General features: G+C 63.9%; 13 protein-coding genes. 2 read left to right on the forward strand and 11 right to left on the reverse strand.

What is annotated here, in order from left to right:
• The first annotated feature begins 8 nt into the window (after positions 1 to 8).
• Positions 9 to 959, forward strand: coding sequence for a LysR substrate-binding domain-containing protein (locus B4L76_RS14890; RefSeq protein WP_296233516.1), 951 nt, complete (start codon positions 9 to 11; stop codon positions 957 to 959).
• A 27-nt stretch (positions 960 to 986) separates the two neighbouring features.
• Here the strand turns inward: B4L76_RS14890 and B4L76_RS14895 are convergent, their stop codons facing one another.
• The 11 genes from B4L76_RS14895 to B4L76_RS14945 all read right to left on the reverse strand — a co-directional run bounded on the left by B4L76_RS14895 (position 987) and on the right by B4L76_RS14945 (position 13,057).
• Positions 987 to 2,408: an undecaprenyl-phosphate glucose phosphotransferase gene (locus B4L76_RS14895; protein WP_296233517.1), complete on the reverse strand. Its 1,422-nt coding sequence runs from the start codon at positions 2,406 to 2,408 to the stop codon at positions 987 to 989.
• A gap of 171 nt (positions 2,409 to 2,579) precedes the next feature.
• The gene (locus B4L76_RS14900) at positions 2,580 to 3,332 is read right to left on the reverse strand and encodes a WecB/TagA/CpsF family glycosyltransferase (protein WP_296233519.1); all 753 of its coding nucleotides are present in this window, start codon (positions 3,330 to 3,332) and stop codon (positions 2,580 to 2,582) included.
• On the reverse strand, positions 3,332 to 4,519 hold the full coding sequence (locus tag B4L76_RS14905; RefSeq protein ID WP_296233520.1) for a glycosyltransferase family 2 protein: 1,188 nt from the start codon (positions 4,517 to 4,519) through the stop codon (positions 3,332 to 3,334). The genes B4L76_RS14900 and B4L76_RS14905 overlap by 1 nt, the downstream gene beginning before the upstream one ends.
• The gene (locus tag B4L76_RS14910) at positions 4,516 to 5,718 is read right to left on the reverse strand and encodes a glycosyltransferase (protein WP_296233593.1); all 1,203 of its coding nucleotides are present in this window, start codon (positions 5,716 to 5,718) and stop codon (positions 4,516 to 4,518) included. Before B4L76_RS14910 ends, B4L76_RS14905 begins: the two co-directional genes overlap by 4 nt.
• 60 nt (positions 5,719 to 5,778) lie before the next feature.
• Positions 5,779 to 6,780, reverse strand: a complete 1,002-nt coding sequence (locus tag B4L76_RS14915) for a VirK/YbjX family protein (protein ID WP_296233522.1) — start codon at positions 6,778 to 6,780, stop codon at positions 5,779 to 5,781.
• Positions 6,781 to 6,790: 10 nt separating this feature from the next.
• The gene (locus tag B4L76_RS14920; RefSeq protein ID WP_296233523.1) at positions 6,791 to 7,768 is read right to left on the reverse strand and encodes a glycosyltransferase family 2 protein; all 978 of its coding nucleotides are present in this window, start codon (positions 7,766 to 7,768) and stop codon (positions 6,791 to 6,793) included.
• A 5-nt stretch (positions 7,769 to 7,773) separates the two neighbouring features.
• Positions 7,774 to 8,298: a serine O-acetyltransferase gene (locus tag B4L76_RS14925; protein ID WP_296233524.1), complete on the reverse strand. Its 525-nt coding sequence runs from the start codon at positions 8,296 to 8,298 to the stop codon at positions 7,774 to 7,776.
• A gap of 8 nt (positions 8,299 to 8,306) precedes the next feature.
• A complete protein-coding gene (locus tag B4L76_RS14930; RefSeq protein WP_296233525.1) occupies positions 8,307 to 9,263 on the reverse strand; it encodes a glycosyltransferase family 2 protein in 957 nt (318 codons plus the stop codon).
• The gene (locus B4L76_RS14935) at positions 9,256 to 9,873 is read right to left on the reverse strand and encodes an acyltransferase (RefSeq protein WP_296233526.1); all 618 of its coding nucleotides are present in this window, start codon (positions 9,871 to 9,873) and stop codon (positions 9,256 to 9,258) included. The genes B4L76_RS14930 and B4L76_RS14935 overlap by 8 nt, the downstream gene beginning before the upstream one ends.
• Positions 9,874 to 9,977: 104 nt before the next feature.
• Positions 9,978 to 11,444, reverse strand: a complete 1,467-nt coding sequence (locus B4L76_RS14940; RefSeq protein WP_296233527.1) for an FAD-dependent oxidoreductase — start codon at positions 11,442 to 11,444, stop codon at positions 9,978 to 9,980.
• A gap of 236 nt (positions 11,445 to 11,680) precedes the next feature.
• Complete coding sequence (locus B4L76_RS14945; RefSeq protein WP_296233529.1) at positions 11,681 to 13,057, reverse strand: oligosaccharide flippase family protein; 1,377 nt, start codon at positions 13,055 to 13,057, stop codon at positions 11,681 to 11,683.
• A gap of 93 nt (positions 13,058 to 13,150) precedes the next feature.
• Between B4L76_RS14945 and B4L76_RS14950 the strand changes: the two genes are divergently transcribed.
• Positions 13,151 to 14,677 carry an O-antigen ligase family protein gene (locus B4L76_RS14950; protein WP_296233530.1) on the forward strand — a complete coding sequence of 509 codons (1,527 nt, stop codon included), beginning with the start codon at positions 13,151 to 13,153 and terminating at the stop codon, positions 14,675 to 14,677.
• Positions 14,678 to 14,679: the final 2 nt, after the last annotated feature.

A 14,679-nucleotide genomic window follows, 5' to 3' on the forward strand; every position in this document is an offset into this window, starting at 1 on the left:
ACTAAACAATGCGTCGACAACTCAATGGCCAGCTGTTCGTCTGGCTGCATGTGTTTGCCTGTGCGGCCCGGCACTTGTCCTTCACCCGCTGTGCCGAAGAACTGCACATCACCCCGGGAGCGGTCAGCCAGCAGATGCGCCAACTGGAAGAACGCCTGGGTTATCGGTTGTTCCTTCGCCGGGCGCGCGGCGTGGAACTGAGCGCCGAGGGGCAGCGCCTGGCGCAGACGGTGGCCGAAGCCTACGGCAGCATCGAAGCTGAATTGCTGCGCCTGGATGCGGGCGAAATCCGTGGCACCTTGCGCCTGCGTTCGATCCCGTCGTTCCTGGCCAAATGGCTCACGCCGCGCCTGCCGCGCTTCCAGCAACGCTACCCGGACATCGAGCTGCGGCTGGTGGCCGAAGACAGTGCCCAGGCATTGACCCCCGGTGATTTCGACCTGGCCATCGACCTGAACGACGGCAGTTACCCCGGCATGCTGTCGACGCCGCTGCTGGACGAGCAGATCTTCCCGGTGTGCTCTCCCGCCCTGCTGCGCGGACGCCCGCCACTGCACGGGCCGGCGGATCTGGCGCACTACCCGCTGCTGCACGACATCACCGCCTGGCGTGGCAGTTCGGAATATGCTGAATGGGAGTTCTACCTGGAAGGCATCGGTGCCGCCGGTCTCGATGTACGGCGCGGCCATACCTTCAACCGCAACCACCTGACCATCGAGGCGGCGATCGCCGGCAGCGGCGTGGCCATCGCGCGACGCACCCTGCTCAATGACGAATTGGAGCGGGGAGCGCTGATCGTGCCGTTCGGGGTGCCGATTGCCAACCACAAACGCTACGTGGTGCATTACCCGCCGGGCGGGTTGAACCAGCCCGGCGCACGGGCGGTGCATGACTGGCTGGTGGAAGAAGCACGGGGGTTCAGGGCGTTGCACCCGCTGGGCAAGGAGCAACCCGCCTGAAGGCAGTGTTCACAGGCGTGATTCGGCTCAATAAGCCTGCTTACCGGTGAATGCGTTCAACGTACGCAACAGGATCACGAAATCCAGCCACAGCGACCAGTTGTTGATGTACTCGATGTCCGAGTCGACGCGCTGGATCATCTGCTCGATGTCCTTGGTCTCGCCCCGGAACCCGCGCACCTGTGCCAGGCCGGTCATGCCAGGCTTGATATTGTGGCGGGCGAAGTAATCGACGATGTCCTGCGAATACAGCGTGTCATGCTGCAGGGCATGCGGTCGCGGCCCGACCAGCGACATTTCCCCGGTCAGGACATTGAACAGCTGCGGCAGCTCGTCCAGGCTGGTACGGCGGATGAACGCACCGACCCGGGTCAGCCGCGGGTCATTCTTCTGCGCCTGCCTGATCACGCCCTCCTCCGGCTGGTGCACATGCATGCTCCTGAACTTCCAGATACGGAACGCTTCCCCGGTCCAGCCGGTGCGTTCCTGGCGAAAGAACACCGGGCCCCGGCTATCCAGCTTGATCGCTACTGCCACGGCCAGCAGCACCGGCGAGGCAAACAGCAGGATCAGCGCCGCCAATACCCTGTCCTCGAGGTTTTTCAGGAACAGGCTCGTACCCGTCAGCGGCGTCTCCGACAAGGTCAGCACCGGAATGCCGGCGATTTCCCGCACGCTGTGGTTGATCAGGCGCAAGGAGAAGATGTCAGGCACCCAGTTCACCGCAATGCACTTGTCGAGCAACTTCAGGTACACATCGTTGATGACCTCGGAACCGCCCAGTGGCGTGACCAGGTACACCGTGCGGATGGCGTGCCGGGCGACGATCTCGTCCAGCGCGGCGATGTGCCCGAGCACCGGCAGGCGTTGCTTGCCCTCGGCAACCTCGCGCCCCGGCTCGTCAGGCTCGTCGATCAGCACGCAGCCCAGCACCCGCTCGCCGAACCAGGGGTTATTACTGATTTTCTGATAAAGGAAATTGGCCAGGTCACCGGCGCCGATGATCAGGGCATTGTCCAGCCGCGCATGTGCGCTGAAGCGCTTTTGCAGTTCTCGCACGGCAAAGTGCAGGAACAACTGGGCGATGTAGCCGATGAAGAACAGTTGCACGACTAGCAACCGCGAGTAGGTTTCGCTCTGTTTGGTCAGGAAGGCCATCACCACCAGGAAGCAGAAGGTCGCCGACCACGCCTTGAACAGCCGGAACGCCTTGATCGACAGGCCGACGTTGGTGCGGTAGATCGCATAGTGATCGTAGATCACCGCCAGTGCGCCAATCAGCAACAGCAACATGATCACGTAATCGGAGGTGATATAGCCGAACCGCTCGTAGATCAGGTACCAGGCGATACCGGTGACGGCTATTCCGTCGAGACCGGCCTGGATGGCGTTACTGACGCTGCTTCTTCTCTGAAGCAAGGAACGACTGCTTCTGGGTTCGAAAACCATCTCAGACCTCATCAATTCACGCGCAGCAAGTCCTTTTGATCAAACCGCAAGCCTGGAACGGCCCATGCAAAACCAGCGAAACAGCATCGTGCAGCCCACCGCCTTGCTCTCACTGTAGCAGCCAGCCGCCATCAACGTGCCAGCCCCACCGACCGCGCGGGGTCCGTCCGTCTACACGCTGCGTCCGCTGCCCCCTGCGCTGCGGCGGTACAGCAAAGCGCGCAGCAGGAACAACGGGTTGCCCGCCACATAGCGCATGAACAGGCGCTTCGGTTCGCGCGACAACCGGTACAACCATTCCCCGCCCACACGCCGCAGCCACAGCGGCGCTCGGCTGACCTTGCCGCCGAGAAAATCGAGGATCGCCCCACCACATACGATCAGGCACGGTTCACCAGTGGCCGCCAACTGCGCCGCTACCGCCTCCTGCCTGGGCATGCCCATGCCCAGCACGATCAGTTCGGGGCGCTGCTCCCTGGCCAGTTGCAGATAGGTTTCCAGGCTGGCAAATCCATCATGGACCGATACCGGCACCACCCCGAACAGGGTGGCGCTGCGCTGCGCGGCCTGGTCCAGGTAGGGTTGCCGGGTGCCCCAGAATGCCACCCGCCGCCCGCGGTAGGCAGCCATCAGCCGGGGAATGAAGTCGGTACCATTCATGTTGAGCCCGGGCTCCAGGCCGAGGTGGCGATAGAGAATCGCCATGCCGGCGCCGTCACGCAGCAGCACGTCGGCCGCCGACAATGCCTGAGCGTACGCGCCGTCGCGCACGACCAGGTTCATCGCATGGGCATTGACGAAACCTAGCACGGTCGGGCTCTGCACGACGGCCAGCCGGTCGAGCAGGCGCTGCGCGGCAGCGTCGTCAGCCACGGCTTCGAGCTTGTCGATGATGCCGGCCCAGCGCTGCTGCCATTCAGTCATCAGTCTTCATCCCGCTTCGAACGTACCCAGTCAACCTGGCGCTTGATCAGGAACCCCAGGTACATGGGGACCTTCCTTGCCGCGTAGAACGGTGCATACAGCAATACGGAAAACGGGATCAATTCACGACAGAAACGCGCCCACGCCAGCATGACGGCAAGGCCCAGCAGCGCCAGCGCCCACAGGGCGATCCACGCCGGTGCCGCGACGCCGAACAGCAGGTAAGCCGCCCAGGCCACCAGGTTGACCCCGAGCAAGGCCAGCACCAGCAATGCCAGGGGCGGCACCAGCAGGTCGAGGGTCATCGCCAGCAAGCTGCCGTTGCCTTGCCTGACGGCGGCCAGCGCACGCTTCGGAGCATCGCTCAGCATCAACCCCAGGTGGCCATGCTCCCAGCGGGTGCGCTGGCTGTTCAGGCCCTGCTGACTGGCTGGAAACTGGCTGGTGACCAACGCCTCGGGGCAGAAGACCGGGGGTTTGCCTTGCTGGCACAGATCCAGGCCCAGTTTCACATCCTCCACCAGGTGCCCATTGGCCAGGTCGACCAGGGCCAGGTCACGCCAACCGAACGCCATGCCCGCGCCCATCAATTGGCAAGGCAGGCCCAGCCGCGCCCAACCGCGCGGGCGCACCAGGTTCTTGACCCGCCAGGCGAATTCGGCGATCTGGACTTTCGTTCCGGCCCCCGCCGGGGCATGCGTCAGGTACAGCGCCTGCACCGGCCGCGCGACTTCGTGGCAACGACGCGCCAGGCGCTCGATAGCGCCTTCGCCGACCCGGCAATCGGCATCTATCACGATCACTACCTCGGGCGGCTGACGGGCCAGGTGGCGCACGCCAAAGTCCAAGGCATAGCCCTTGCCACGCAAGCGCAGGTCGTGGCGTTCGACCACCTCCGCGCCGGCCTCGCGGGCCAGTTGCGCGGTGTCGTCGGTGCAGTTGTCCGCCACTACCAGCAACCGGTCGCCGGCCTGCAATTGCGGGGCGATGCTCGCCAGCGTGGCGTGGATGATCGAAGCTTCGTCATGCGCTGGCACCAGCACTGCCACCTGCGGACGCCTGTTGCCGCCCAGGGGCTGCGCCTGCCTCGGCAGGCAAGCCAGCAGCACTTGCCCCAACAGCAGCAGTACTGGCAACAGGACGATGAGCGCCAGGATGCCGAGTAACCAAGCCAATACACTGATCATGCGGATGCCTTGAAATAATCGGCCAACCGGGCCGCCTCGGTGTCGATATCATGCCGTTGCAGCACACGCTGGCGGGCCGCCTCGCCCATACGTTGCAGCACCTCGACAGGTTGCGCCAGGCACTCGGCCATGGCCGTCACCAGCTCGTCAACGGCGCCGGCGGGAAACAACCAGCCGTTCTCGCCCGGCTGAACCAGCTCGGGAATGCCCGCCACATAGGTTGTCAGCACCGGTCGGCGCAAGGCCATGGCCTCCATGATCACCACTGGCAGCCCCTCGGCGAAGCTGGGCAGCACCAGTGCGCGGGCGGCAAGGATCTCTTCGCGCACCTGGGCACTGCTGATCCAGCCGGTGATACGTACCTGGCGCTGCAAGCCATACCGGGCAATCAATGCCTCGACCTGCCCACGCATCTCGCCGTCACCGGCCAGCACCAGCTCGAAACCGACCGGTCGGGCGGCCAATATCCGCGCGGCTTCGAGCAACAGCAGTTGCCCTTTCTGCTCGCACAAGCGCCCGACACACACCAGCCGCGGCGCCGCCGGCAGGCTGACCGGCGCCACCTCGTGGAAACTGCGCTCGAGGCCGCAATGCACCACCTTCACCTTGGCCCAGTGGTCGTGTGCCACCCAGCGCAACACCTGGCTGCGCCCATACGAACTGACGGCCGCGACGAACGCGGCACGCCGCACCTTTTCGCCCATGTGCAGAAATTGCGGTTTGTCGAATTCCTCCGGGCCGTGCACGGTAAAGCTGTAGGCCGGCCCACCCAGCACGTGGGCCAGCATCACCACCTCGGTGGAATTGGTGCCGAAATGGGCGTGCACGTGTTGTGCCTTGCCTGCCTGCAGCCACTGCAGCACCTGGCAGGCCTCGGCCAGGTAGACCAGGTGGTAGGGCCAGGCGCGGTCGGCGCGCAGGCCGAGGCGCATGGCCAGCCACAGCGCGCCGAAGAACTGCCGTGGCTGCCCACAGAGTACTTGCCAAATGGGTTTGAGCAGGCCCGCGATGCCGCTTTGCAGCACATAGCGGGTCTTGTCGCGTTCGTTTGCGTCTTCGCCGTCCTGCAGCTGCGCGTCCCAGCCGCGCAGGGCAATACGCTGCACCGCTACCCCCTGGCGCTCCAGCGCAAGGATTTCACGGCGGATGAAACTGTGGCTGACCTTCGGATACTGGTTGATGAAATAGGCAATGCGCATAGGAATCCAGATCAAGACCCGCATGATGAACCCTTGGACCTCCCACAGTACCGCCAGCGTTTACTTCAAGCTGTCGACTACCGGTGGCCGGCGTCCCGCCGATGCTCCTGCGTCAGGTGCATCCCCCTGCTTCTCTTGTAGTCCAAGGTTGTGACCGCTGCCTGCCAAAGCTGCCTGCAAACGTGCGAAAACATCGTCGAGTAGCGCCTGACGGCGGCGGTACATCGCTCGTTTCTTGGCCGCAATGTCCTGTTCCGCGCGCTGCGCCGGGGCCAGCGGCAGCTCAAAGAAGTCCGCACGATGGCAGGTCATGCCGCCATGCTCCTGCCATATCACGTCATAATTGGCGGCCAGCTCCTGACCCTTGTCGTTGCCGAAATACGGGTGCCGGTGGTGGCGACAGGCATCAGTGACGGCGTACAGGTGTTCCACGCCGAGCATCCTGGCCAGGCACTTCAACGCTTCGAGCAGCAGGCTACGCGGGCGTAGCCCCTCGAAATCCTTGGTCAGGTCACGGTAGATGGCCAGCGAGGTCTCGCTGTCGACGCCCTTGTGGATGCCTTGCACGGCGCCGATGAACAGGCACAGTTCGCCTTCGCTGCGGCACAGGGTAAATGCCAGGGAGGCCACGCGCAGGTCATTCTGGAACAGGTTCAGCACCAGTTCGCCTTCACGCTTGAACCAGATCGGCCGGTCGAGCAGCAGGCGGCAACCCGGCGAATGGCTGGTCAGCTCGCACACTACCCGGCTGTCGGCCCGGTCCAGCAGCAACAGCGACGGAAATTTTCCGGCCACCACCTCGAAATGCGATGCCACCACCTCCAGGCGCTGCGGCGCTTCCCAGCATTTGCTGATATAGGGCCATTGCACGACGCCGAGGCAATCCCCGCCCAGCCGGCGCCAGCGCCCATCGCCAAGTGCCTGGGCCATGCGTTGCAGGAAGGCATTCAGCTCGGGCCAATGCCGAGCCATCTGGCGCATCAGCCGGTATTTGTTGTTCAGCGCCCGCAACGAGTAGCCCGGTTGCAGGGTGAACACGCTTCTGATGATCGTGCCGAGCATCCGTGGTCCCTCATTTGTATTCGATCAAGGCCGGTTTGCCAGCCATGAAGTGCTGGTGCAGGAACCTCAGCTGACCGAGCATTTCCGGAAACTTGCCCAATACCAGGAACACTGCCCGTAGCCAGTTCTCTCGTACCGATCGGCCTCCGCGACGAGCCAGGCGCCAGGCCTGCAGCGGGTAGACCAGCAACAACGCCAGGCCCCAGGCGCCGAGCGCCAGGCAGGCCAGCAGGGTCGCCAGCGGTATGCCCAGGCCCCAGACCCAGGCCCGGCGTGACTCGCGCAGCCAGTGCCGCTCCGGCGCCTGGCCATGCAGGTAAGCGCCTTCTGCATAAGCATGGCCGGCACGCAGGCTGCGTCGCCACCATTGGCTGAAACGAGTCATGCCGGCGTCGTGCAGGGTCATCTCGACATCCAGGCGCCAGACCTTCCAGCCCCTGGCTCGCAGGCGCACGCACAGCTCGGGCTCTTCGCCGGCGATCAGCCCGCTGCGGAAGCCGCCAACAGCGGCGAAGGCGTCTGCCCGCATCAACGCGTCGCCACCGCACGCCTTGGCTTCGCCGATCGGGGTATCCCATTCCAGGTCGCAGAGCAGGTTGTAGACCGAGCGTTGCGGGAAACGCTCGCGGCGCCGGCCACACACCACCGCCACATGAGGGTGGCGAACGAGAAACGCCTGGGCCGTGGCCAGCCAGCCAGCGTCGACCTCGCAATCGCCGTCGACGAACTGCACCAGGCGCAGCGACGGCAGCAGCCGTTGCAAAGCGGCAAAGCCTTCATTGCGCGCACGGGCGGCGGTGAACGGCTGGCCCATGTCCAGCGCCAGCACTTCCACCCCGAGGCTACGGGCCAGGTGCGGTGAACCATCGGAAGAACCCGAGTCGACGTACAGCACCTGGTCCGCGCCATGCGCCAGCGACCGCAGGCAACGCTCGAGGCGCTGGCCTTCGTTGCGGCCTATCACCACCACGCCAAGCCCGCTCGCCATGGGTTTCACCCGGCCGGCGCCGTGGTGGCCGCCCGCCTGGCCTTGACGGTGGCCGGTACCCCCACCGCCAGCGAGTCGTCCGGCACATCCACCAGCACCACGGCGTTGGCACCGATCACCACGTTGTTGCCAATGCGAATGCTGCCCAGCACCTTGGCCCCGCTACCGATATCGACATTGTTGCCGAACACCGGTGCAATCGGCTCGTTGACGTTCTTCAGGCCCACCACCACGCCGTTGCGGATACGACAGTCATCGCCAAACCGGGCATAGCCGCTGATCACGATGCCGCCGAAATGATCGATGACGAAGTTGCGCCCAATCACCACTTCGCACGGCAGCTCCACACCGGTAATGATCTGCACGCATTTGAACAACACCTTGTACAGCATGGAACACAGCTTGCGCAGCAGCGCCGGGCGCACGCCATAGCGCCAGCGGCCGAAGCGGTACACCAGCAGTACCCAGAAGCCCTGGGCGCCCCAGTCGCCGCCATGGGCGCGCAGGTCGGCACGGATATTTTCGAACATGGCTCCCCCTACCGGGTCGGTTGCTTGGCGTACCGGGTCTTGAACAACAGGGACCAGGTCGCCCGACAGTGACGCCAGCAGGCACGGATCGCGCCCCAACCGCGTCGTTTCAACAGCGCCTTGAGTGCCAGCAGCAGGTCGCCCAAGGTCACCAGCAACATGTGCAGGGCAAGCCCTGCCCGGCCGTGATGTTTGCGGAAGTACAGCAATTCGCTTTCGATCTGGTAGGCCGAAATCTGTCGGCTGGCCGCCTCCAGTTCGGCTACCGAGCGGGAGCTCTCGCCGCCAATGTGCACCACTGTGGTGTGCGGGTAGAACACCACTTTCCAGCCCGCCGCCTTGACCCGCTTGCAGTGGTCGACTTCTTCGTAATAGAGAAAGTAGCGCGGGTCGAACAGGCCTACCTGGTCGAGCACTTCACGGCGCACCAGGTAGAAGCAGCCAGGCAGCCAGTCGCATTCGCGGACCGACGCGTGGTCCCAGTCCATCTCGTCGACCATCTTCAGGCGTGGAAAGAAGCGCCCTAGCCCGGTACGCCCGACGAAGACATTGAGTGGTGTGGGAAAGTAGCGGCAACTGGGTTGCAGGTCGCCATCGCGGCCCTCCAGGCGCACGCCCAGGACGCCGCACTCGGGGTGCGCCTCCATGTAATCGAGGGTCTTTTGCAGGGAATCGGCAGCCACGAAGGCGTCGGTGTTCAGCAGCAAGGCGTACTTGCCCTTCAAGTGCGCCAGCAGCTGGTTGTTGGCCCGGCCGAAGCCGACGTTGTGCGTGTTGCTCAACAGCAGCGCCTGCGGGCACACCTGGGCCATGCGCTGCACCGAGTCATCCACCGAGGCATTGTCCACCACCAGGTAGTTGGCCAGGCGTTCACCATCAGCCCGGCGCAGCGCATCGAACATCGGCTGCAGCAGGCCGGCCGTGTTGAAGTTGACCACCATGACATCGACCGGTTTGCTAGCCATTGCCGCCCTCCCCGAAGAAGTACTGGCGCCTTTGCGCCATCAGCAGCGGTTCCAGTTCGGGGTCATAGGCGCCGTTGCGCTGCTTGACCAGGCCGATCCACGGGTAAGCTTCGCAACGCGCCTCGACCCGTTTGATCAACTCCTCGGTGGTGCAGATGAATTGTGCCGGGTTGCCGCCGAACACCGTGCCCGGCGGCACGTCCTTGGTCACCACCGCGCCTGCGGCGACGATCGACTCGGGACCGATGGTCACACGCGGCATGATGATCGCCCCGTGGCCGATGAAGCAGTTGTCCTTGATGTCAATGAAACCGACCGAGTCCAGGTGCTTGCCGAAGCGGTGCTCGATCAGCAACACCACCCCGTCATGACCGATCAGCGTGCAGTCGGCCAGGCCCACGCTGTTGCCAATGCGCACCAGCGAAGGGTCGAGGAACTTGCTGCCCGGGTTGGCATGGAAGTGCCTGCCCACCGAATGAAAGTTGCCCCAACGGGTAAGGAAGGCGCCCCACTCAAGCGGAGTGGGTCTGCAGAACCTGCGGTAGAACGAGGCTCCTCGCCCGGTTGCATGAACATAATGCGCTACTGCCTTGCGTATCCATCCGTTCATCCTGCCAGCCTCGCAATCAAAGCAATCTGGACTGTTTCTGAGGCGCATCCGGTCTCGTTGTCATGGGTGCCGACCGCGCGCACTCAACCCGTTTCCCACCTGTATCACCCCACTGCTTGCCTGGCTCCGCTCATCCTGGCATCGAGGTGGTCGGCCAGGCGAAGGGCAAACTGCAGCAGCGGCAGGGTCGGATTGGAAGCACCGCCTGTGGCAAAGATGCTGCTGCCGGCGATGTACAGGTTTGCAACACCGAACACCTTGCAGTTGCTGTCGACGACACCGGCTTGGGCGGAGGATGCCATGCGCGTGGTGCCCATGTGGTGGGCATGCGGCGACATCTTCAGCGGTATCGAGGTGTCATAGACAAAGTCGTTGAGCTTGATGAAGCCCAGGTTCATGTCGGCCCAGCGCTTGGCCAGCTCACTGCCGATGCACTTGATGGTGTGCCGGTCATCGGCGCTCAGGGCCCAGTTGACGTTGACCTTGGCCAAGCCCAGCGCGTCCCTCTCGTCCAGCAGCGAAATGCGGCTGTGCGGGTTGGGAAACTGCTCTATCAGCGTGCTGATGAGGCCGTCGCCGGGGCAACTGAACTGGGCCACGAAGGCAATCTTGCTGGCGACCCCCATGTCACAGGCCAGGTTTTCCAGGAAATGCTTGACCTCGGCAGTGCGGCCGTAGGTCTGCACCTCGGTCAGCAAGGCGGCCCTGACATTGCCCTTGCCGGCCTTGTACTCGTCAGTGAAGGTATCGGTAGTGAAATACTCGCGCGGCTCAGGGGCCAGACCCGAGCGGAGGATGAAGGTGCCCAGGTCGATGTTCAGGTGTTCCATGAAACAGCCGCCGACCAGCCCGTCCTTGCTGACGATGCCCGCGCTGCGCAACGATTCGCTGTTGAGCAGCTGCCTGGCATTCTCGATGCCACCGGTGGCCAGCACGAAGTTGCTCGCCACCAGGCGCTGGCGATTGCCCTGGTAATCGGACAGCACCACGGCGGCCAGGCTGCCAGTGGCCTCGTCGAACGCCAGGTCCACGCAATTGCAGTTGATGAATACATCCAGGCCTTCGGTCTGCTCGAGCGCCGCAGCGTACTTCTGCGCAAAGCGGGTCGGCGGGCTGAGCAGAAAGCGGTCTGGTTCGAATTCGTCACCGACCAGTCCGCTGTTGATTGCCGTGAAATCCGAGCCAGGCGGCAAGTCGACGATCTCCATGGCGGCCGGCAGGTAGGCGGCAATTTCCGAATAAGGGATGGGCCAGCCCGGCAGGCCGCCAATGGGCGGCGTGGCGAAATCCGAGGCGGTGAACGGCCGGCAACGGCCGGCCCAGTGGTTGGATGTGCCGCCCAGGTAACGCAGGCGGGACACCTGGGCATACAGCTCCAGGCCGGTGGATTTGCAGGCATACAAGTCTTGCGACCGCGACGAGTACTCACGCCCGCCACCCTCGGCAAGCAGCACTCGCCAGCCGGCGGCCGCCAGGCGCAGCCCCAGGGTGATGCCCGCCGGGCCAGCGCCGATGATGCATACGTCATAGACGTCGCGCAGGGTCTTCTGCGACTGAAAATCGTTGATCATGCTTGCTCGTTCCGGAAGTAACGGGACGGCAACACCCAGCCATTGATCAGCACGTACCCGTGCCTGTCGACACGGTCACCCGCACTGGCCGCTGTAACACCGAACACTGCTCCCCCGACACCCAGCAAGACACAACTCTGGATAAAGCGCCTGCGTCCCGGCTGCGCAGCACAAAAAGTCAACTTACCCATGGTCCAATAGCCTGTGTCCGTTGAAATCTCACCCGGCAAGCCGCATCACAGCCAGTTGAAAAAGGCTGTCAGCAGCGCCCCGCAAAGCGCCCCGACCAGTAGCATCGGCAGCACAATCAGTTCACGTTTGAGGCTGAAGATACCCAGCTTGCAATTCACATACACGATCAGCACCAGCGTTGGCAGGGTGTGCAACGCCACGCCCCAGATCGCCCAGTCGACACCGCCAAGCGCCAGCAACAACGGCAACAACCCCCACAGCGAGACCAGGCGGATGATGTTGTCGATGGCCTGGTACTTGGTCAGGCCCAGGGCAATCCACACCTGGTGTGCCAAGGTATAGCGCAAGGTGAGGAACGACAGCGAAAGAATCGCCAGCATCGGCCCGGCTTCACGGTAGCGGTCGTCGTACAGCCAGCCGATCAGCAGCGGGCTGGCGGTGAGGAACCCACCACAGATGAACAGCACCAGCAGGTCGACCAGCAGGCGAAAGCGGTGGTAAAGCGCCTTCAGGCGCTCCTTGTCATCGGCCCTGGCCGCTTCGCTGAAGGCCGGCAGCGCCACCGCCCCGAAAACCTTCATCAGCGCGGTCTGCACGGCACCCAGGATCAGCACGGCAATCGAATAGACGCCCAGTTGCGCTGTCGTCATGCTGGCACCGAACCAGATGCGGTCACCGTACATGGCCAGCACGCCGACCATCGACGACAACAGGATCCAGCGGCCAAACACGATCAGTTCTTTCAGCGCATTGCGCTCCCAGTGCAAGCGGTTGTGCGGCCCCTCGAGCACGGTGTGGCCAAGCAGGGTCCAGGCCAGGGCCGACACCAGGCCGGCGATGACCAGCGCCCAGACCGAGCGGGTCAGGTAGCCCAGCACCAGCATCACCACCAGGCCCATCACTTGCGAGGCAAGGTCGACCAGCACCACGCGCTTCTGTTGGAAAGTTCGTACCGCCACATCTATCTTGGTGGACTGGAACCCCCAGATCACCGCCGACAGCCCGGTGGCTGCCAGTACCCAGGGCAACACGGGTTCGGCATAGGTTGCGTCTGCCGGCCACACGTCAGCCAGCTGGGCAAACCAGGCGGCCAGGGCCAGCAGCAAGGTCAGGACAAACAGCACGAAGCCGCGGATGATCTGCACCGTCCATGCGGTATCGAGAAAATCCGGGTCGTCGCCGCGCGGGCTCTGGACGATGTTCTGCCGCAGGCCGACATCGGACAACAGATGCAGCAGTACCGAAACGGTGTTGGCAATCACCATCACCCCGAACATTTCCGGCACCAGCAAGCGGGCCATGAGCAGATTGCCGCCGAGGCGCATCAGCTGTGACGCCACCTGCGAGACCAGGTTCCACGACCCGGCCCTGAGGGCCCGCTGGCGCAGGCTCGCGGTGGCTGACACATCAATCGACGGCATGACTTCGATCTCTGACTGACTAAAAAGTCACTATAGTTTCAATTAGCCACGACGCTAGCCGATGTCCCACCGAGGGAAAGGTGCACTTAGCCGATGCCTGAACATTTTCGCGCCTTGATCGTCATCCTGTTCCTGGCTAGCGTGGTCTTCCTGCTGGCCCGGCGGCCTGCTACCGAGCTGATCCCGCCTGGCGACTTCAAGCGCAGGCGCAACCTGTGGTTCCTGCTGACCGTGCTGGCCTTCGTCTCGCACAGTTTCTGGCTGTACCTGGGTGCAGGCGCGGTGATCCTGTACCTCGCCGGGCGCCGCGAGCACAACCCCATGGCGCTGTTCTACATGTTGCTGTTCGTGATCCCGCCGGCTTCGCTGCAGGTGCCGGGGTTTGGCCTGGTCAACTACCTGGTCGACCTCAACCATATCCGCTTGCTGACACTGTGCGTGCTGTTGCCGGCTGCGCTGGCCCTGCGCCGGCAAGGTGACACCCTGCGTTTTGGCCGCACCTGGCCCGACCGGCTGCTGGCAGCCGGGCTGCTGCTGATGAGCGCGCTGTACCTGCGTGAAACCACCCTGACCGACACCCTGCGCCAGACGCTGTACCTGTTCATCGACGTGCTCCTGCCGTATTACGTGGCCAGCCGTGGCCTGCGCCAGATCAGCGATTTCAAGGACACCCTGCTGGCCTTCGTGCTCGCGTCGTTCGTGCTGGCCCTGATCGGCGTGGCCGAATACGTGCGCCATTGGCTGTTGTACAGCGCCCTGATCGATGCCATGGGCGTGCCGTGGAGCATGTCCGGCTACCTGAGCAGGGGCGGTTCGTTGCGCGCCAGCGTCACCACCGGCCAGGCCATCGTCCTGGGTTATGTGATGAGCGTGGCCATCGGCCTGTTCCTGTTCCTTCAAGGTTACCTGCGCCACCCCTGGCAGCGGCTGATGGGCGTGCTGCTGCTGGCCGCCGGGCTGTTCGCGCCGCTGTCGCGCGGCCCGTGGATCGGTGCCATGGTCATCGTGGTGGTGTTCATCGCCCTGGGCAGAGGTGCGCTCAGGCGCCTGGTGCTGCTGGCCGCGGCCGGCATGCTGGCCCTGCCCCTGCTGACTGCCGTGCCGGGTGGCGACAAGGTACTGGACCTTTTGCCGTTCATCGGCAATGTGGACAGGGAGAACATCACCTATCGCGAGCGGTTGATGGACAACTCATGGATCGTCATCCAGCGCAACCCGCTGTTCGGCTCGTTCGATTTCCGCAACACACCGGAAATGCAGTCGATGATCCAGGGCGAAGGCATCATCGACATCGTCAACACCTACATCAACCTGGCGTTGCGGGTCGGCCTGGTCGGGCTTGGCCTGTTCGTGGCGTTCTTCGCTGCCGTGCTGCACGGTATCCGCAAGGCCATGCGCAGTTTCCCCGACAAGGACGACGAGCGCCGCCAGCTCGGCCGCGCATTGCTGGCGACGCTGGTCGGCATCCTGGTGATCATTTTCACTGTCAGCAGCATCACCTTCATCCCGGTGGTGTACTGGACCATCGCCGGGCTGGGCGTGGCTTATGTCCAGATGGTGCGCCGGCTTGACGACAGCCAGGTCACCGCGCTGGCCGACGCGGATCTTCAAACCGGGTAATG

Origin of the sequence: Pseudomonas sp. UBA4617 (assembly GCF_002386445.1) — a bacterium.
In the GTDB taxonomy this organism is placed as follows: Bacteria; Pseudomonadota; Gammaproteobacteria; order Pseudomonadales; family Pseudomonadaceae; genus Aquipseudomonas.